Origin of the sequence: Burkholderia sp. AU44665, from assembly GCF_030504405.1 — a bacterium.
Taxonomy (GTDB): domain Bacteria; phylum Pseudomonadota; class Gammaproteobacteria; order Burkholderiales; family Burkholderiaceae; genus Burkholderia; species Burkholderia semiarida.
The window spans coordinates 18,340-36,046 of the sequence record NZ_JAUJRI010000039.1; the positions used below are offsets into that span (position 1 = coordinate 18,340).

17 protein-coding genes are annotated in these 17,707 nt (G+C 68.2%); 8 read left to right on the plus strand and 9 right to left on the minus strand.

Features of this window, described 5'->3' with window-relative positions:
- Positions 1 to 3: 3 nt before the first annotated feature.
- From QZM15_RS33515 to QZM15_RS33540, 6 genes are all read right to left on the minus strand, one after another.
- On the minus strand, positions 4 to 1,014 hold the full coding sequence (locus QZM15_RS33515) for an ABC transporter permease subunit (RefSeq protein WP_059583935.1): 1,011 nt from the start codon (positions 1,012 to 1,014) through the stop codon (positions 4 to 6).
- 118 nt (positions 1,015 to 1,132) lie between these two features.
- Positions 1,133 to 2,761, minus strand: a complete 1,629-nt coding sequence (locus QZM15_RS33520; protein ID WP_302108010.1) for an ABC transporter substrate-binding protein — start codon at positions 2,759 to 2,761, stop codon at positions 1,133 to 1,135.
- A 319-nt stretch (positions 2,762 to 3,080) separates the two neighbouring features.
- The gene (locus QZM15_RS33525; RefSeq protein ID WP_059583938.1) at positions 3,081 to 4,388 is read right to left on the minus strand and encodes an MFS transporter; all 1,308 of its coding nucleotides are present in this window, start codon (positions 4,386 to 4,388) and stop codon (positions 3,081 to 3,083) included.
- A gap of 191 nt (positions 4,389 to 4,579) precedes the next feature.
- Positions 4,580 to 4,891, minus strand: a complete 312-nt coding sequence (locus tag QZM15_RS33530) for a high-potential iron-sulfur protein (protein WP_021163765.1) — start codon at positions 4,889 to 4,891, stop codon at positions 4,580 to 4,582.
- A gap of 167 nt (positions 4,892 to 5,058) precedes the next feature.
- Positions 5,059 to 6,168 carry an NAD(P)/FAD-dependent oxidoreductase gene (locus QZM15_RS33535; RefSeq protein WP_302108011.1) on the minus strand — a complete coding sequence of 370 codons (1,110 nt, stop codon included), beginning with the start codon at positions 6,166 to 6,168 and terminating at the stop codon, positions 5,059 to 5,061.
- Positions 6,169 to 6,331: 163 nt separating this feature from the next.
- Positions 6,332 to 7,312: an AAA family ATPase gene (locus tag QZM15_RS33540; protein WP_059584034.1), complete on the minus strand. Its 981-nt coding sequence runs from the start codon at positions 7,310 to 7,312 to the stop codon at positions 6,332 to 6,334.
- A gap of 249 nt (positions 7,313 to 7,561) precedes the next feature.
- On the opposite strand from QZM15_RS33540, the gene QZM15_RS33545 reads away from it, so the two are divergent.
- The 8 genes from QZM15_RS33545 to QZM15_RS33580 all read left to right on the plus strand — a co-directional run bounded on the left by QZM15_RS33545 (position 7,562) and on the right by QZM15_RS33580 (position 15,653).
- Positions 7,562 to 8,296: a nitroreductase gene (locus QZM15_RS33545; RefSeq protein ID WP_059584035.1), complete on the plus strand. Its 735-nt coding sequence runs from the start codon at positions 7,562 to 7,564 to the stop codon at positions 8,294 to 8,296.
- Positions 8,297 to 8,442: 146 nt separating this feature from the next.
- Positions 8,443 to 8,931, plus strand: coding sequence for a hypothetical protein (locus tag QZM15_RS33550; protein WP_059583941.1), 489 nt, complete (start codon positions 8,443 to 8,445; stop codon positions 8,929 to 8,931).
- A gap of 5 nt (positions 8,932 to 8,936) precedes the next feature.
- On the plus strand, positions 8,937 to 9,752 hold the full coding sequence (locus QZM15_RS33555; RefSeq protein WP_059642498.1) for an endonuclease/exonuclease/phosphatase family protein: 816 nt from the start codon (positions 8,937 to 8,939) through the stop codon (positions 9,750 to 9,752).
- 317 nt (positions 9,753 to 10,069) lie between these two features.
- On the plus strand, positions 10,070 to 10,840 hold the full coding sequence (locus QZM15_RS33560; RefSeq protein WP_059583944.1) for a ferredoxin--NADP reductase: 771 nt from the start codon (positions 10,070 to 10,072) through the stop codon (positions 10,838 to 10,840).
- Between the two features lie 447 nt (positions 10,841 to 11,287).
- Positions 11,288 to 12,103 carry a quorum system sensor histidine kinase RqpS gene (gene rqpS, locus QZM15_RS33565; RefSeq protein ID WP_302108012.1) on the plus strand — a complete coding sequence of 272 codons (816 nt, stop codon included), beginning with the start codon at positions 11,288 to 11,290 and terminating at the stop codon, positions 12,101 to 12,103.
- Positions 12,104 to 12,110: 7 nt separating this feature from the next.
- Positions 12,111 to 12,767, plus strand: coding sequence for a response regulator transcription factor RqpR (rqpR, locus tag QZM15_RS33570; RefSeq protein WP_059583947.1), 657 nt, complete (start codon positions 12,111 to 12,113; stop codon positions 12,765 to 12,767).
- Positions 12,768 to 12,981: 214 nt separating this feature from the next.
- Positions 12,982 to 14,388, plus strand: coding sequence for an amino acid permease (locus QZM15_RS33575; RefSeq protein ID WP_059583949.1), 1,407 nt, complete (start codon positions 12,982 to 12,984; stop codon positions 14,386 to 14,388).
- 239 nt (positions 14,389 to 14,627) lie between these two features.
- Complete coding sequence (locus tag QZM15_RS33580) at positions 14,628 to 15,653, plus strand: XdhC family protein (RefSeq protein WP_226225963.1); 1,026 nt, start codon at positions 14,628 to 14,630, stop codon at positions 15,651 to 15,653.
- Between the two features lie 61 nt (positions 15,654 to 15,714).
- Here QZM15_RS33580 and QZM15_RS33585 read toward each other — a convergent pair whose 3' ends face one another.
- From QZM15_RS33585 to QZM15_RS33595, 3 genes are all read right to left on the minus strand, one after another.
- On the minus strand, positions 15,715 to 16,449 hold the full coding sequence (locus QZM15_RS33585) for a PepSY-associated TM helix domain-containing protein (protein ID WP_099316906.1): 735 nt from the start codon (positions 16,447 to 16,449) through the stop codon (positions 15,715 to 15,717).
- 269 nt (positions 16,450 to 16,718) lie between these two features.
- The gene (locus QZM15_RS33590) at positions 16,719 to 17,036 is read right to left on the minus strand and encodes an EscU/YscU/HrcU family type III secretion system export apparatus switch protein (RefSeq protein WP_059583955.1); all 318 of its coding nucleotides are present in this window, start codon (positions 17,034 to 17,036) and stop codon (positions 16,719 to 16,721) included.
- Positions 17,036 to 17,707 (minus strand): flagellar hook-length control protein FliK (locus tag QZM15_RS33595; RefSeq protein WP_302108013.1); only part of this gene is annotated, 672 nt, incomplete at its 5' end. The genes QZM15_RS33590 and QZM15_RS33595, both read right to left, overlap by 1 nt.

Sequence of the window (17,707 nt, forward strand, 5' to 3'; positions counted from 1 at the left end):
GAATTACCTCGTGTGGCGGATGCGCGGATTCAGCACGCCGTACAGCAGGTCGACGACCAGGTTCACGACGATCACGAGCGTCGCGATCAGCAGGATGCCGCCCTGGACGACCGGATAGTCGCGGCGGCCGATCGCATCGATCAGCCACTTGCCGACGCCGGGCCACGAAAAGAGCGTCTCGGTCAGCACGGCGCCAGCAAGCAGCGTGCCGATCTGCAGGCCGATCACGGTGACGACCGGAATCAGCGCATTGCGCAGCGCATGCACGACGACCACGCGCACGGGCGACAGCCCCTTCGCGCGAGCCGTACGGATGTAGTCCTCGCGCAGCACTTCGAGCATCGACGAGCGCGTCATCCGCGCGATCACCGCGAGCGGGATCGTGCCGAGCACGATCGCGGGCAGGATCAGGTGGCTCACCGCCGACTTGAACGCGCCTTCGTCCGGCGCGAGCAGCGCGTCGATCAGCATGAAGCCGGTCGGGTGCGGGAAATCGTATTCGACCGCGATGCGCCCCGACACGGGCGTCCAGCCGAGCGTCGACGAAAACACCATGATGAGGATCAGCCCCCACCAGAAGATCGGCATCGAATAGCCGGTGAGCGCGGTGCCCATCACGCCGTGATCGATGACCGAGCCGCGCCGCAGCGCGGCGATCACGCCGGCCGGCAGCCCGACCGCGAGGGCGAACACGAGCGCGCACAGCGACAGTTCGACGGTCGCCGGAAAGCGCGCGAAGAATTCGCCCGCGACGCTCGTGTTGGTGATGATCGACATGCCGAGGTCGCCGTGCAGCGCCCGGCCGATGTAGTGCAGATACTGCAGCGGCAGCGGCTGGTCGAGCCCGAGGCGTTTCATCGCCTCCGCATGCATCGCGGGATCGACGCCGCGCTCGCCCATCATCACTTCGATGGGGTCGCCCGGTATCAGGTGAATCAGCGCAAACGCCAGGATGGTGATGCCGATGAAGGTCGGGATCACCATCCCCACGCGGCGCAACACGAATCTGAACATGATGCGTCTCGTATTTTCTTGTGGGAAATGTGCGACCGGCGACGAGGGGCTTCTGGCCCCTCGCCGCCGGATGATTTCAAGCCGGTTTTCTCAATGACGACAGCTTACGCCAGCCCCGTTACTTCACGCTGACACCGTCGAAACGCGCATAGCCGAGCGGCTCGATACGCATGTCGACCACGTTCTTGCGCACCGGCTGGTAGACCGTCGAGTTCGCGATCGGCGAGAACGGCAGCTGTTGCGCGAAGATCTGCTGCGCCTGCGTGTAGAGCTTCGTGCGCGCATCCTGGCCCGTCGTCGTGCGGCCCTTCTGGATCAGCTCGTCGAACGGCTTGTAGCACCAGTGCGAGAAGTTGTTGCCCTTGATCGCCTCGCAGCCGAGCAGCGTGCCGAGCCAGTTGTCCGGATCGCCGTTGTCGCCCGTCCAGCCGATCAGCATCGTGTCCTGCTCGCCCGCGTGCGCGCGCTTGATGTACTCGCCCCACTCGTACGTGACGATCTTCGCCTTCACGCCGATCTTCGCCCAGTCGGCCTGGATCATCTCGGCCATCAGGCGGGCGTTCGGGTTGTACGCGCGCTGCACCGGCATCGCCCACAGCGTGATCTCGAAACCGTTCGGGAAGCCGGCCTTCGCGAGCAGCGCCTTCGCCTTCGCGGTGTCGAAGGCGGCCATCTTCAGGTTCTTGTCGTACGACCATTGGGTCGGCGGCATCGGCGCGGTCGCGGCCTGGCCGGCGCCCTGGTAGACCGACTCGAGGATCGCCTTCTTGTTGATCGCCATGTCGAGCGCCTGACGCACTTCGAGCTTGTCGACCGGCTTGTGCTCGACGTTGTACGCGAGGTAGCCGAGGTTGAAGCCCGGCTGCGACGGCATGTCGATGCCCGAGTCGGCCTTCAGCGTCGCGATGTCGGCCGGGCGCGGATAGCTCATCACCTGGCATTCGTTGCGCTTGATCTTCTGCACGCGCACGCCCGGATCGGGCGTGATCGAGAAGATCAGCTTCGACAGCTTCACTTCGCCCTTCTTCCAGTAATCAGGATTCCCGTCGAAGCGGATCGTCGCGTCCTTCGTATAGCTGCGGAAGATGAACGGGCCCGTGCCGACCGGCTTCTGGTTGATGTCGGCGGCCTTGCCGGCCTTCATCAGCTGGTCGCCGTATTCGGCCGACAGGATCGACGCGAACTCCATCGCCATGTTCTGGATGAACGGCGCGTTCGGCTCGGCCAGCGTGAACTTCACGGTGTACGGATCGACCTTCTCGATCTTCGTGATCAGCTTGTCGAGGCCCATGTCGGTGAAGTACGGGAACGACACCGGGTACGCCTTGCGGAACGCATTGTTCGGGTCGAGCATGCGCTGGAACGTGAACAGCACGTCGTCCGCATTGAATTCGCGCGTCGGCTTGAAGAAGTCGGTCGTGTGGAACTTCACGCCATGGCGCAGGTGGAACGTGTACACCTTGCCGTCGGACGAGACGTCCCACTTCTCGGCGAGGCCGGGCTCGACCTTCGTGCCGCCGCGCTCGAATTCGACGAGGCGGTTGTAGACGGTGAACGTGGCGGCGGTGAAATCGACGCCGGTCGTGAATTGCGCGGAATCGAAACCCGCCGGGCTGCCTTCTGAGCAGTAGACGAGCGTTTTGTTCGGGATCTGTGCGAATGCAGAACCCGCGACGCCGAGCGATGCCGCTGCCACGCCTGCCATGGCGGTAACACGCAGGGTGTGCAACAGACGGTTGTATTCCATGTTTCCTCCAGGTCTCCAGATCGGAACCGGTCCCGCCAGGGAGCCGGCGTACGCGGATATTACTTGAGCTAGCGATTCTGCAACAAGCTGGAGAAAAAACTCTTCTAGACGCCCGCCGGGTTTTTGCCGATGTTTAGTGTGGGTAAAAAATGCGACAGCGCGCGTGAGCGGCGATTCCGTTCATTTCGCGCGTGTTTCGTTCGGCGACTAAACAATCCGGACGCGAACACGAAGGTGCGACACGCGATCCTCGTCGTTCGGCCGCCGATCGTTGCGTTTTGCGAAACGATGTAATGACGGCATTCGATCCGTCACGCGCTCACGCCGGCGCATCGAGGTCGGCGCTGCGCGCGGGCACGAACGCGACCGCGACGATCGACAGCGCGATGCCCGCCATCACGTAGTAGGTGGGCGCGAGCGGCGTGCCCGTGACCTTGATCAGCCACGTGACGATGAACTGCCCGAAGCCGCCGAACAGCATCACCGCGACGTTGTACGCGATCGACAGCCCGGTCGAGCGCACGTTGGCCGGGAACAGCTCGGCGATCATCGCGCCGAACGGCCCGTAGTAGCCCGCGAGCGTCACCGACAGCACGGCCTGCACCGCGATCAGCCGCCCGATGCTCGGCGCCGCGTCGAGCCACGCGAACAGCGGATACATCAGCGCGAGCGTCAGCACGAGCGACCACAGCGACAGCCCCTTGCGGCCGATGCGGTCCGACCATGCGCCCGCGACCGGCGACAGCACCATCAGCAGCAGGTTGCCCGCGATCACCGCGTAGAACGATTCCGCATAGGGCAGCTTCAGCTGCTTCACCGCGAACGTCGGCAGATAGCTGATCAGTACGTAGATCGTCACGGTGAGCGCGATCACCGAGCCGAGCCCGCACAGCACCTCGCGCGGGTGGCGCGTGAACACTTCGCCGAGCGTCGCGCGGCGCGCGCTTTGCTGCGCATGCAGGAATGCTTCGGAATCCGCGAGATGGCGGCGGATGTAGAAGCCGATCGGGCCGATCACGAGCCCGAGGACGAACGGCACGCGCCAGCCCCAGCTGCGCAGCGCGTCGGGCGACAGCCCGCGCGTGACGGCCGCGCCGACGAGCGCGCCGATCAGCAGCGCGGCCGCCTGGCTCGCCATCTGCCAACTGCCGTAAAAGCCGCGTTTCGAGAACGGCGCGGCCTCGATCAGCAGCGCCGTCGCGCTGCCGAATTCGCCGCCCGCGGAGAAGCCCTGCAGCAGGCGGCCGAGCACGATCAGGAGCGGGCCGCCGATGCCGATCGCCGCATACGGCGGCGCGATCGCGAGCAGGAAGATGCCGGCCGTCATCAGCAGGATCACGAGCGACAGCGCGGCCTTGCGGCCCGCGCGGTCCGCGTACAGGCCGAACACGATGCCGCCGATCGGGCGCATGAAGAATGCGACGCCGAACGTCGCGGTGGTGAGCAGCAGCGACGAGTATTCGCTGGAGGTGGGGAAGAACAGCTCGGCGATCACGACCGTCATGAAGCCGAACACCGTGAAGTCGTACCACTCGAGCGCATTGCCGATCACGGCCGCCACGACGGCACGCCGGTTCAGCGCGCGCTCGGGCCGGGTCGTTTTCGTTGAATTCGCAATCGTCGCCATGCGTGCCTCGTCCTCGTGGATTCGCCGTATCGGGCGGTTCGGCGCGCGGGGTGCCGCGGCGCGCTGGTGTGCAGCGAGTGTAGAAAGCGACGGAACCGTTTTCAAGCATTAAAAAAACGCCCGCCATCGAACGACGGCGGGCGTGCTGCGGTTTTCGCCGCATTGCGGCATCGCACGATGCCGCACGGGCCTCAACCCATCTTCGAGAAGGCGCTGCACCAGCCCTTCGCCGACACCTGCTTGCCGGGGAATGCGCCGCACGGGCCCGAAGCCGAGCCCTTCTTGCCCTGGTACAGCATGCAGGCCGCGCAATCCTGGCCCGCGGCGTATTTCGGGTACTTCGTCTTGTCGACCTTCGTGGCATCGGCCTTGTAGCCGAGCGCCACCGCGGTCGGATCGGTTTCCGACAGCATCGGCGCGTCGGCCAGTGCTTCGCGCGACAGCGCCAGCGCGGACACGGCACCAATGCTCGTGATCAGGAAACTCCGACGGGATGTTTTCATGGGGACTCGCTCCAACGTTATCGGTTTGAAAGCCGTTCTGGCGACGGCGTCCAACAGAATAACGCTCAAGCGAATAAATGTGCGCGCCGAAATGCCGGAGATAAGGGATTTCACACGGGCTTCACACGCGCTTCACGCGGCCGGCCCGCGCGGCGGCGGGCCATGCGTCACGCCCGCGACACCATGTCGCCCACGCGCTGCGCGAGCGCGAGCGACGCGGTGAGCCCCGGCGACTCGATGCCGAACAGGTTCACGAGCCCGCGCACGCCGTGCTGCGCGGCGCCCTGCACGATGAAGTCGGCCGGCGGCTCGCCGGGCCCGGCGAGCTTCGGCCGGATGCCCGCGTACGCGGGCTGCAGCGCATCGTCGGGCAGGCCCGGCCAGAACGCGCGGATCGACGCATAGAATGCCCCCGCGCGCGCCGGATCGACTTCGTAGCGCAGCGAATCGCACCACTCGACGTCCGGGCCGAAGCGCGCCTGCCCGCCGAGATCGAACGTCAGGTGCACGCCGAGCCCGGCGCGCTCGGGCATCGGGTAGATCAGGTGCGAGAACGGCGCACGGCCCGACAGGCTGAAATAATTGCCGCGCGCGAGATAGAGCGGCGGCACCCAGCGCGGATCGAGGCCGCGCGTACGGCGCGCGAGCGCCTGCGCGCCGAGCCCCGCGCTGTTGATCACGCACGCGGCGTCGATCTCGGCCGGCACGGCGCCGCCGGTGCGCACGACGAAGCGCCCGCCGCGCAGCACGTCGATCGATTCGACCGGCGCGTGCAGCGCGCATACGGCGCCGTCGCGTTCCGCGTCGCCCAGCAGCGCGAGCATCAGCTGATGGCTGTCGACGATGCCGGTCGACGGCGAGAACAGCGCCTCCACGCATTCGAGCGCGGGCTCGAGCGTCTGCGCCTCGGCGCGCGTGAGCGGCAACAGGTCGAGCACGCCGTTTTCGGCCGCGCGCGCGGCGATCGCCTTCAACTGCTTCACCTGCGCGGCGCTCGTCGCGACGAGCAGCTTGCCGGTGCGCCGGTGCGGCACGTGATGCGTGTCGCAGAACTCGTACAGCAGGTCGCGCCCATGCACGCACGACGTCGCCTTCAGCGACCCGCGCGGATAGTAGAGCCCCGCGTGAATCACCTCGCTGTTGCGCGAACTCGTGCCCGTGCCGATCGCGTCGGCCGCCTCGAGCATGATCGTTTCACGCCCGCGCGCGGCCAGTTCGCGTGCAATCGCCAGACCGACTACACCCGCGCCGATCACGACACAATCCGTCTGCTCCATGGCTTTTCGCGCTGCTCGCGCGTCGAAGGGAGAGAGGACGATTGTACGTCCCGGTTCGCCCGCTTGCCGAACGCCCGCGCGTCGCGACGAGGCGGCCGACGATGCGGGCGCGCGCGCCACGAACGCCACGCGCGCATGCCGCGGCCGTGCATGCGCGGCCGCGTCAGAAGCCGATCGGCCGGCGCTTCGCCGCGCCTTCGTCGGCGCGGATGTCGGCCGGCCCGATCGCGTCGCGGCCGTCGAGCCGCGCCGCGCCGAACGCGTGCAGCAGCGCGCGGCGCATCGTGCGCGGCGGCGTCGCGGCCAGCACGTCGAGCGCATCGTCGCCGAGCGTCTCGGGGAAGCGCCGCCCCCACGCATGCGACGTACGGATCTCGTCGTAGATCGTCTGCGCGATCCGGCGCGCGCCGGCCGCATCGGGCGGCGCGATCTCGTACACGTTCATCCGGTTGAGCAGCGGCTCGGGAATCGCCTGCGCGTCGTTCGCGGTCGCGATCCAGATCACGTTGCCCGCGTTGATCGGCACTTCCGCGAATTCGTCGACGAACGCGCGCGCGGTGTCGTGCTCGAGCAACGCGTACAGCGCGCCGAGCGGATCGTATTGCGCATCGCTGCCGGCCTTGTCGATCTCGTCGACGGCGATCACCGGGTTCGCGTAGCTGCCGTTCACGAGCGCATCGAACACCTTGCCGGGCTTCGCGTTCTTCCATTGCGACGACGCGCCCGACAGGATCCAGCCGGCCGTCAGCGAACTCATCGGCACGTAGTGATACGCGGTGCCGAGCAGTTGCGCGAGCGCCTTCGCGAAATGCGTCTTGCCGATCCCGGGCGGCCCGAGCAGCAGGATCGGCATCAGTTCGAGCCGGTCGTCCGTTTCGAGGCACAGCGCGATCTGCTTGCGCACGTCGTCGAGCGGCTCGCCGAAATTCGGCAACGCCTCGCCGAGCGCGTCGAACGACGGCATCCGGTTCGGCTTCACGCAGAAACGCAGATTCCCCGTCTTGAGCATCTTCTCGTAGGTCGAGCGCAGTGCGTCGCTCGCGCTCTCGTTCAGGTCGCCCAGCGCCGTCTCGACCTGCTCGAGGTCGTACACCGTGCTGAAGGACGCCACCGCCAGTTCATGTTTCACCATCGCCGTCGTCATACTCACCTCGCTGCACTTGCCGTCATACACGCATCAGACCCTTACGATTTCAGTGTAGCGATCCCGCATCGCCGCGCAAGCAAGCAGCCGGGCGCGTCTGCTGCTAACAGCGCGCGCACGCTGCACGGCCGCGCACCGCGGCGTATCATCGAAGATTCACGACGCTCGCGCGGGGCTCGCCGATGGCGGCCGCGCGCCGCGCGCATGCCGCCCCGCACCTCGCCTGACACCTCGCCCGAAGGGTTGCCGATGTCCGTCCCCGCTTCCCCGCGCGTCGACGCCGACGCGCTCCGTTGCGTCGATGCGGTCGATGCCGTCGACGCCGCGCTCAAGTCGCGCCGCGCGGTCCGCGCGTTCCTGCCAACGCCCGTGCCGCGCGACACGATCGAGGCGATCCTCGAAGCCGCGAGCCGCGCGCCGTCGGGCACCAACATCCAGCCGTGGCGCGTGTACGTCGCCACGGGCGCGACGCGCGACGCGCTCGCGGCCGCGCTCACCGCGGCCTACGACGATCCCGCGCGCGACGAGAAATACGTCGCCGAATACGACTACTACCCGCGCGAATGGGTGTCGCCGTATCTCGACCGGCGCCGCAAGGTCGGGTGGGACCTGTACGGGCTGTTGAACATCCGCCGCGACGAGAAGGCGCGCATGCACGCGCAGCACGCGCGCAATTTCCGTTTCTTCGATGCGCCGGTCGCGCTGTTCTTCACGCTCGAGCGCATCATGGCGCAGGGCGCGTGGCTCGACTGCGGGATGTTCCTGCAGGGCGTGATGACGGCCGCGCGCGCCCGCGGCCTCGACACCTGCCCGCAGGCCGCGTTCGTGCCGTTTCACCGGATCGTCGCCGAACACCTCGGCATTCCCGCCAACGAGCAGTTCGTCTGCGGCATGGCGCTCGGCCATGCGGACCCCGACGCGATCGAGAACCGCCTCGTCACCGAGCGCGCGAGCGTCGCCGAGTTCACGCGCTTTTTCGCTTGAAAACGCATGACGCGGCCTCACTTGTCGGGCAGGACCGCATCGTGCTGCGAACCTGCCGCGGCACGTCCTGTCACATCACGGCCGAAATCGATCGGGCGTAAGATGTGCGTCCGTTCCCCGCTATCGCGCGTTTCCGGAGACGTTTCATGCTGAAACACGGCCTGGCCGTCCTGCTTGCGAGCATCGTGCTCGCCGCCCATGCGCAGAGCCCCGCGCCGGCCGTCGTCGCATGGGAGATCCAGGTGGTGCGCGACGGTCAGACGATCGACACGTTCCAGCAAAACACCACCGTGGGTCAGTCCCGCACCGATACCCATCGCTATCCGTCCTCCGTGCCGGTGGGCTGCGGCAATGCCGCGCGCGTCGTGCCGACCGAGCGCTCGCGCTCGGTGACGGTCGCCCCGCTCGCCGTCGACGCCAACGCGCACACCGTGTCGCTCGGGCTCGACGTGCAGGAAACGCTCGACGACGACAATGCGACGCATGGCGATGCGTGCGTGCCCGCGGCGCCGCGGCAGATCGTCGCGAGCCACCCCGGCCTGGCGGTCGGGGGCGATGCATGGACCGACTGGACGCTCGTCGAGCAGCATCCGCATCTCGTGTACCGCGTGCGTGCGCACGTCGCGAAGGATTGAGCGTCATGTCCGCCGACGCCCTGTCCCTGCCGTTCGCCGAGCCGCACGCCGCGCCCGATGAAATCACCGCCGTGAGCTGGAACCTGCACAAGGGCCGCTCGCCGCTCGGCTTCACCGCGTGGAACGCGATGCGCGACTGGATGCAGTCGATGCATGCCGACGTGTATTTCCTGCAGGAAGCGATGGCGCGCCGCATGCCGCGCCCGATGCTCGCCCCGGGCTTCGGCTCGCCGATGGACGACGCGGTCGACGACGTGTGGCATTGCCAGGCCACCGAGATCGCGCAGGCGCTCGACTGGCAGATCGCGCTCGGGCCGAACGTGTTCAAGCCGTCGTGGCGGCACGGCAACGCGATCCTGTCGCCGCATCCGCTCGACCTCGGCGGCCGCTGGGACATCTCCGCGCACCGCTTCGAGCGGCGCGGGCTGCTGGTCGCGCGCGCGACGCTCGCGGGCGCGCGCCCGGTCACGCTGCTGTGCGCGCACCTCGCGCTCACGCGCGCCGCGCGGCTGCGCCAGATGCACTGGATCGCGCACTGGATCGTGCGCAACGCGGGCGACGGCCCGCTGATGCTCGCCGGCGACTTCAACGACTGGCGCAACGATTCGGTCGCGCTGTTCGGCGAGATCGGGCTGTCCGAGGTCGCGACGCTGCTCGGTGAATCGGGCCGCACGTTCCCCGCGTTCTCGCCGGCGCTCGCGCTCGACAAGATGTTCGTGCGCGGCCTGACGCCGCTCGAATGGCGCGCGCCGTCCGGCGAAGCCGCCTGGCTGTCGGACCACCTGCCGTACATCGCGCGGCTGCGCCTCGATCCGCAGTAACGCGCCGGCGGCCGCGCGCTGCCGTCAAGGCGCCGCCCGAACGTGTCGGCCTCGGCGCGAAACGCATGGTCGAGCGCGGCCGATCGCCGAAAGCCCATTGAAAGGATGCGTTGCGCCAAATCCGCGCGGCCGCGCGGGTCAAGCCCGCATCTGCCCCAAGCAGGGTAAAATAACGAGTTCCTCAAACGTCTGTCATCGAGAAGGCGCGTGTCCGACGCGCCGGCCGGCCGGTCCGCGATCGGGCCGACGCACTCGGTTTTTTTGCCCGTTTTTGGGCCCGTTACACGCGTCCGCTACGCGCGTCCGTTTTCAAAGCCATGAGCAAATACGACACCGCCACCGTCCAATCCGTCCATCACTGGACCGACACGCTTTTCAGCTTCACCTGCACCCGCGAGCCGAGCCTGCGCTTCAACAACGGCGAATTCACGATGGTCGGCCTCGAAGTCGACGGCAAGCCGCTCGCGCGCGCCTACTCGATCGTCAGCCCGAACTACGAAGAGCATCTCGAATTCTTCAGCATCAAGGTGCAGAACGGCCCGCTGACGTCGCGCCTGCAGCACCTGAAGGTGGGCGACACGGTGCTGATCGGCAAGAAGCCGACGGGCACGCTGGTCGCCGACAACCTGCTGCCGGGCAAGACGCTGTGGATGCTGTCGACGGGCACGGGCCTCGCGCCGTTCATGTCGATCATCCGCGATCCGGACATCTACGACCGCTTCGACAAGGTGATCCTGACCCACACGTGCCGCCTGAAGGGCGAGCTCGCGTACATGGACTACATCAAGCACGACCTGCCGGGCCACGAGTACCTGGGCGACATCATCAAGGAAAAGCTCGTCTACTACCCGACGGTCACGCGCGAAGCGTTCGACAACGAAGGCCGGATCACCGACCTGATCGCGACGGGCAAGCTGTTCACGGATCTCGGCGTGCCGGCGTTCTCGCCGGAAAACGACCGCGTGATGCTGTGCGGCAGCACCGCGATGCTGAAGGACACGACCGAGCTGCTGAAGCAGGCCGGCCTCGTCGAAGGCAAGAACAGCGCGCCGGGCCACTACGTGATCGAGCGCGCGTTCGTGGATTGACCGATCCCGCAGGGCCGTTCCCGCCAATAACGGGATCGGGCCCTCATTGCGCGTCATCAAGAACCGGAGCAAAAGCTCCGGTTTTTTTTCGTCCGCACTTGGCGAATTCGTAACAAACTGGGACCATTCCATCTCAAATAGTTACATTTGGATACGTCATCGCCCGCCGGTCGGATGTCAGTGTTTTTCCTACAACACCTTCATTCCGATTATTCACATTTACCCTTAAATGTCCGCCCGACATGACGTTTTCAGTAGTTTTGAGATATTATTCGGCGCGCGTGGTTGCCGTTCGGAAGAGCATGGAAGGGTCGGATGCATGTGTTACAAGATGTAACTTTTGTTACCTCGGCATGGAGCGATTCTCTGGCGGCGACCGTCATCGAAACGGCAGCCAGCGCACGCAGCCAGCCGGTGTCTGAACCGCTTTCTGAGAGCAGGAGAGTCATGGATACGTCGCTTAACGCGCCCTCGGGCGCCCACGCCCCGTTCCCGTCACGGCAGCGCATGCCTGGCTGCGCTGCTACTCCGCCCATGGCCGACGCCGCGTCGACACGCGACGCGTCCGCCGCACGGATCGCCGCCCTGTCCGCCCAGCTTCTGGCCGCCGACGAAGCAGCCCGCCGCCATCTGGCCGGCGAGCTGCACGACGGGCTCGGCGCCGAACTGACCGCGGCCCGCTTCGCACTCGCAAACGTTCAAACGTGGCTGCCGGCCGACGCGCCGGAAGGCTGCCTACGCGCGCTGGCGCTGGCGCAGCAGGCGCTCGACGCCGCGACCGACGCGAATCGCCGGCTCATCGACGAACGCGATACGCCGGCGCTGGACGCAGGCGTGGTCGGCGCGCTGTCGTCGTGGATCGACACCCATGCGGCGCGCACGGGCCTGCGCACGAGCTTCGTGTGCGCGGCCGACGCGCGCCTGACGCAGATCGCCGGCGCCGGTGCGCTCGCGGTGTTCCGCGTCGCGCAGGAAGCGCTGTCGAACGTCGCGAAGCACGCCCGCGCGACGTCGGTCGACGTCCGGATCGTCACCGACGGCACCCATCTGTCGCTGAGTGTCACCGACGATGGGACCGGTTTCGCCCGGCGCCGCCGCAACGGCTACGGCCTCGCCGGCATGCGCGCGCGCTGCGAGGCGTTCGGCGGCAGCTTCGAGACGGCCACGCCGCCAACCGGCCGCGGCACGCGCGTCATCGCGCGCTTCGCGTGGAATTCGCTGCTCGCGGTGCCCGTCGCGGCACGTCGCACGTCGCTTTCGTGAGGCCGCGATGAGCCTGAACATCCTGCTCGTGGACGATCACGCGATCGTCCGGCAAGGGATCCGCCAGTTGCTGATCGACCGCGGCGTCGCGCGCGACGTGACCGAGGCAGAGAACGGCGGCGATGCGATGGCCGCCGTCGACAAGCAGGAATTCGACGTGATCCTGCTCGACATCTCGCTGCCCGACACGAACGGCATCGAGCTGCTCAAGCGCCTGAAGCGCAAGCTGTCGCGCACGCCGGTGCTGATGTTCTCGATGTACCGCGAGGACCAGTACGCGGTGCGCGCGCTGAAGGCAGGCGCGTCCGGCTACCTGTCGAAGACGGTGAACGCCGCGCAGATGATCGGCGCGATCCAGCAGGTCGCGGCCGGCCGCAAGTACGTGAGCCCCGCGATGGCCGAGGCGCTCGCCGAATACGTGTCGTTCGAGAACGAGCCGCTGCCGCACGAGAAGCTGTCCGACCGCGAATACCAGACGCTCTGCATGCTCGCGTCGGGCAAGCGGCTCACCGATATCGCGAACACGCTGTCGCTGTCGGTGAAGACGGTGAGCGTGTACCGGTCGCGGCTGCTCGAGAAGATGCGGCTGTCGAACAACGCGGAACTCACGTTCTACGTGATGAGCAACCAGCTCGTCGACATGGCGCCCACGGCCGGCGCCTGATCCCCCGGCCAGTTCGAATTCGTCCGATCCGGCGACGCGGCGCAGGCCGCGCCGCGCCCAGGCGCGCCCGTTGCGCACGCAAGCGCTTGTTTTCTCGGCCGATTCCGCGGCGCGCCGCTGCACCGCAGCAGGGCTTGCACGCCAAATCGGCTAAAATTACGGGTTTTCACTCAATCGGCGCGCCGTGCCCGCGCGTGCCGGCGATTCCTCCGCAATGTCTCTCTTCCGCAAGAAAAACGTCGATCGCATGATCGCCGGCGCGCAAGCCGCCGGGCTCAAGAAAGCGCTCGGCGCGATCGACCTCACCTTCCTCGGCATCGGCGCGATCATCGGCACCGGCATCTTCGTGCTGACGGGCACCGGCGCCGTCCAGGCCGGCCCCGCGCTGATGCTGTCGTTCGTGATCGCCGCGATCGCGTGCGGCCTCGCCGCGCTGTCGTACGCGGAGTTCGCGTCGACGATCCCCGTCGCCGGCTCGATCTACACGTATTCGTACGCGACGCTCGGCGAGCTGGTGGCGTGGATCATCGGCTGGGACCTGATGCTCGAGTACGGCCTCGCGTCGTCGGCCGTGTCGGTCGGCTGGTCGGGCTATCTGCAGTCGCTGCTGCAGGGCTTCGGGCTCACGCTGCCGGCCGTGCTGACGGCCGCGCCGGGCGCGGTGCCGGGCGTCACCACGTGGTTCAACCTGCCCGCGTTCCTCGTGATGATCGTGATCACGACGCTGTTGTCGATCGGCATCCGCGAATCGACCCGCATCAACAACATCATGGTGTTCATCAAGGTGTCGGTCGTGCTGCTCGTGATCGCGGTCGGCCTGTTCCACGTGACGCCCGCGAACTGGCAGCCGTTCATGCCGCACGGCTGGAACGGCGTGTTCGGCGCGGCGGCCGTGATGTTCTTCGCGTTCATCGGCTTCGACGCGGTGTCGTCGGCGGCCGAGGAAGTGAAGAACCCGAAGCGCGACCTGCCGATCGGCATCATCGCGTCGCTCGCGGTGTGCGCGGTGCTGTACGTGACGGTCGCCGCGGTCGCGACCGGCATCGTGCCGTCGGCCGAGTACGCGAACATCTCGCACCCGATCTCGTATGCGCTGCAGGTCGCCGGCGAGAAGTGGGTCGCGGGCTTCATCGATCTCGGCGCGGTGCTCGGCATGCTGACCGTGATCCTCGTGATGAGCTACGGCCAGACGCGCGTGATCTTCGCGATGTCGCGCGACGGGCTGCTGCCGGCCACGCTGTCGCGCGTGCATCCGCGCTTTGCGACGCCGTTCCTGACCACCTGGCTGGTCGGCCTGTTCTTCGGGCTGATCGCCGCGCTCGTGCCGCTCAACGTGCTCGCCGAGCTGATCAACATCGGCACGCTCGCGGCGTTCTCGATGGTGTCGATCGCCGTGCTCGTGCTGCGCCGCACGCACCCCGAGCTGCCGCGCGCGTTCCGCTGCCCGGGCGTGCCCGTGGTGCCGATCCTCGCGGTCGCGTCGTGCCTGTTCCTGATGCTGAATCTGCAGGCCGTCACGTGGGCCGCGTTCGCCATCTGGCTCGTGATCGGCCTCGTGATCTACTTCCTGTACTCGCGGCACCACTCGAAGCTCGCGCACGGCCACCCCGACGCGCACTGAGCGCCGTCATGGCGCGATGACGCCTCCCGCGCGGGGCCGCTACCGGCCCCGCACGCCCCCTTCTCTCCCGCCCCCTCGGCGCCCGCGCGATCACTGTCCGATCGTCGCGAAATCTTGCCCGATCCTCCGGATTTGCCCGCGCGAGCCGCACGCCGCCTGCACGCGCGCGCCGGGCGGTTCATAATCCCGCCATCGAACGACGGCGCCGCGCGGCGGGCCGTCCGGCAACAGGAAAAACGATGGAAAGCGTCGATCTCGATGTACTGAAATCCAGCGCGCGCTGGCTCGAAGAAGGGCGGCGCGTGCTGCTCGTGACGGTCGTGAAAACGTGGGGCTCGTCGCCGCGCCCCGAAGGCGCGATGCTCGCGGTGCGCGAGGACGGCCTCGTGGTCGGCTCCGTGTCCGGCGGATGCATCGAGGACGACCTGATCGCCCGCGTGCATGCGAGCGGCATCGCGGCCGATGCGCGCCCGGAAGCGCTCAAGTACGGCGTGACCGCCGAGGAAGCGCACCGCTTCGGGCTGCCGTGCGGCGGCACGATCCAGCTGGTGCTCGAACCGCTCACGCGCGACAGCGGGATCGCCGCGCTGTGCGCGCAGGTCGAGGCCGGCCACCTCGTCACGCGCACGATGACGCTCGCGACCGGCCGCGCGTCGCTGTCGCCCGCGCAGGCGACCGACGGGCTCGCGTTCGACGGCGAACGGCTCGTGACGATCCACGGGCCGCGCTACCGGATGCTCGTGATCGGCGCCGGCCAGTTGTCGCGCTATCTGTGCCAGATCGCGGTCGGGCTCGACTACCAGGTGACGGTGTGCGATCCGCGCGACGAGTACACGGATGCGTGGGACGTGCCGGGCACGCGCGTCGTGCACTCGATGCCCGACGACACGGTGCTCGACATGAAGCTCGATGCGCGTTCGGCCGTGATCGCGCTCACGCACGACCCGAAGCTCGACGATCTCGCACTGATGGAGGCGCTGAAGACGCCCGCGTTCTACGTGGGCGCGCTCGGCTCGCGGCGCAACAACGCGGCGCGGCGCGAGCGGCTGCGCGAATTCGACCTGAGCGAAGCGGAACTGGCCCGGCTGCATGGGCCGGCCGGCATCTACATCGGCAGCCGGACGCCGCCGGAAATCGCGATCTCGATCCTGGCCGAGATCACCGCCGCGAAGAACAACGTGTCGCTGCCGACGATCCTGCAGGTCGAAGGCGCGAAGGCCGCGCGCGAAATCGCGGCGAACAGTGGCGCGGCCTGCGGCCTCTGACCCGCGGCGGCGGGCGGCCGTGCTCGCGCCGGGCGCCGGCGCCGGCCGGCGCCACCGCCGATCAGGTCAGGCCGGCGGCCAGCGCGGCGGCAACCGAACCGACCACCAGCACGACGCCGACCGTGCGGCGCTTGTTCAGCTCGGTCCACAGCAGCACGCCCGTCAGCGACAGCAGGATCAACGAACCTGCGATCGTATCCATCAGCAGCACCCAGCCGAGGTTCATCCCGACGCCGCGATGCAGGTTGTTCAGCGTCGTCAGGAACGTGTTGCCCGTGCGTTTCACCGACACGTAGCCGTTGCCGACCCAGTACTCGGCCTGCAGGTTCTGGTGCGGCCCGAATACGCCGAATTGCCAGTGCTCGGGCTGCATCACGCGCTTGTCGCCCCACGCGACGGCCTGCGCCGGCTCCTTGCGCATGCGGCCGGGCTTGCCGTCGAAATGCAGTTCCTGCTGCAGCCACTTCGTCATCGCGGCGGGCGTCTTCGGCACCGGATCCGGCAGCGCGACCTGCATCTCCTCGACCTGCGGCTCGCCGGTCGGAATCTTCAGCGGCGGCGCGCGGTGATTCAGCACCACGCCGGTCACCCCGAACAGCAGCCCGAGCACCGCGCCCCACAGCCCGACCCAGCCGTGCACCTTGCGCAGCCACTTGATGAAGGTCGCGCGGCGCGAGCGCTGGCGGCGCGCGGCCAGTTCGTCGTCGCTCAGCGGGCGGCCCGCCGGGTGCAGCATGGTGACGCCGGCGCGCGGCATGCCCGTCTTGGGCGGGTCGATCGTTTCGGGCGCGTTCACGCGAAAGGTTCCATTCGTTCAAAACAACGGGCGGCGCGCAGGAAGTGCGCACCGCCCGGGCAGCATGAAAATGAGAATGGATATCATTACATAAATCAAAAGCCGGCTCAATCCGTGCGCGTGCGGAACGGCCGGTTCCCTGCGCGCCGGAACGCGAAAGAAAGGCGTCCGTTGCAGCACGAAGCCAATCGATCGGCGCACGATGCCGGCGGAATGATCCCGCCGACCACGAGCCGCATGTCGCAAGAAGCCGCGCGACGGCAGGCCGTTCAGCGCAACGGCGGCAGCGGGAAGCGCGGCGCGGCCGCGTCCGGCGCGGGCTCGGTGCGATCGAGCGCGTACAGCCATGCGAGCAGATCGGCGACCGCCTGATAGAGCTGCGGCGGGATCCGGTCGTCGAGATCGACCTGCATCAGCAGCGACACCATCTCCGGCGCCGTATGCACGTAGAGCCCCGCGTCGTGCGCGCGCGCGACGATCATCTCGGCGAGCACGCCGTAGCCCTTCGCGACCACCCGAGGCGCCGCGTCGCCGCCTTTCGGGTCGTAGACGAGCGCGGCCGCGCGCTTGCGGGACGTCATGCTCATCACAGCGCCTCGTCGTCGTCGCCCGGCACCCGCACGTCGGCCGCGCCGCGCGCGTACGCGGCGGCGGCGGCCTGGGCGGCAAAGAGGTCGAAGCCGTCCGGCCCGTCGTCGACCGCGCGAATCGACAGCCCGCCCACCTTGAGCCCCGAACCCTCGAGCCGCTGCCGCAGCGCGGCTTCGTTGCGCGTGAGGCGGTCGGCGCCCGTCTGGTTCGCGCGCAGCCGCGCGACGAGCTGCGCGCCGTTCAGCACCAGCTCGGCGTCCACCGTGCCGAGCGAGGGCAGCGTCAGCGTCAGGCGCGTGCGCCACGCGATACCGTCGCCCGTGTCGTCGTCACCGCCGCCGCGCGGTGCACGGTGGCCCGGCTCGTCGGGTTCGATCGTCCAGTCGAGCCGCGCGCCGGGCCACGCCTCGCCGGTCCAGCGAAACTGGTCGGTCGCGAGCGCATCGAGCTGCTGCCGAACGAGCGGCACGGCGGCCGGGTGCACGGGCGCGAGCGGCTGCGCCTGCGGGTCGGACGATGCGGCGGCCAGCCCGGCCCGCGCGGGCGTCCAGTGGGTATCGGCGTGCGCGGCCAGCGGATCGGCGGCGTCGGGCGGCGACGATGCGCCCGGCCGGGCGGCCGCCGGCGCGGCCTGGGCGGGGTCGCGTGCAGGCGCGCCGCCCTGGGC

Excerpts from the sequence above, each read along its gene's own strand:
- QZM15_RS33515 (WP_059583935.1), bottom strand. The coding sequence starts at position 1,014 with ATGTTCAGATTCGTGTTGCGCCGCGTGGGGATGGTGATCCCGACCTTC.
- QZM15_RS33520 (WP_302108010.1), bottom strand. The coding sequence starts at position 2,761 with ATGGAATACAACCGTCTGTTGCACACCCTGCGTGTTACCGCCATGGCA.
- QZM15_RS33525 (WP_059583938.1), bottom strand. The coding sequence starts at position 4,388 with ATGGCGACGATTGCGAATTCAACGAAAACGACCCGGCCCGAGCGCGCG.
- QZM15_RS33530 (WP_021163765.1), bottom strand. The coding sequence starts at position 4,891 with ATGAAAACATCCCGTCGGAGTTTCCTGATCACGAGCATTGGTGCCGTG.
- QZM15_RS33535 (WP_302108011.1), bottom strand. The coding sequence starts at position 6,168 with ATGGAGCAGACGGATTGTGTCGTGATCGGCGCGGGTGTAGTCGGTCTG.
- QZM15_RS33540 (WP_059584034.1), bottom strand. The coding sequence starts at position 7,312 with ATGACGACGGCGATGGTGAAACATGAACTGGCGGTGGCGTCCTTCAGC.
- QZM15_RS33545 (WP_059584035.1), top strand. The coding sequence starts at position 7,562 with ATGTCCGTCCCCGCTTCCCCGCGCGTCGACGCCGACGCGCTCCGTTGC.
- QZM15_RS33550 (WP_059583941.1), top strand. The coding sequence starts at position 8,443 with ATGCTGAAACACGGCCTGGCCGTCCTGCTTGCGAGCATCGTGCTCGCC.
- QZM15_RS33555 (WP_059642498.1), top strand. The coding sequence starts at position 8,937 with ATGTCCGCCGACGCCCTGTCCCTGCCGTTCGCCGAGCCGCACGCCGCG.
- QZM15_RS33560 (WP_059583944.1), top strand. The coding sequence starts at position 10,070 with ATGAGCAAATACGACACCGCCACCGTCCAATCCGTCCATCACTGGACC.
- rqpS (WP_302108012.1), top strand. The coding sequence starts at position 11,288 with ATGGATACGTCGCTTAACGCGCCCTCGGGCGCCCACGCCCCGTTCCCG.
- rqpR (WP_059583947.1), top strand. The coding sequence starts at position 12,111 with ATGAGCCTGAACATCCTGCTCGTGGACGATCACGCGATCGTCCGGCAA.
- QZM15_RS33575 (WP_059583949.1), top strand. The coding sequence starts at position 12,982 with ATGTCTCTCTTCCGCAAGAAAAACGTCGATCGCATGATCGCCGGCGCG.
- QZM15_RS33580 (WP_226225963.1), top strand. The coding sequence starts at position 14,628 with ATGGAAAGCGTCGATCTCGATGTACTGAAATCCAGCGCGCGCTGGCTC.
- QZM15_RS33590 (WP_059583955.1), bottom strand. The coding sequence starts at position 17,036 with ATGAGCATGACGTCCCGCAAGCGCGCGGCCGCGCTCGTCTACGACCCG.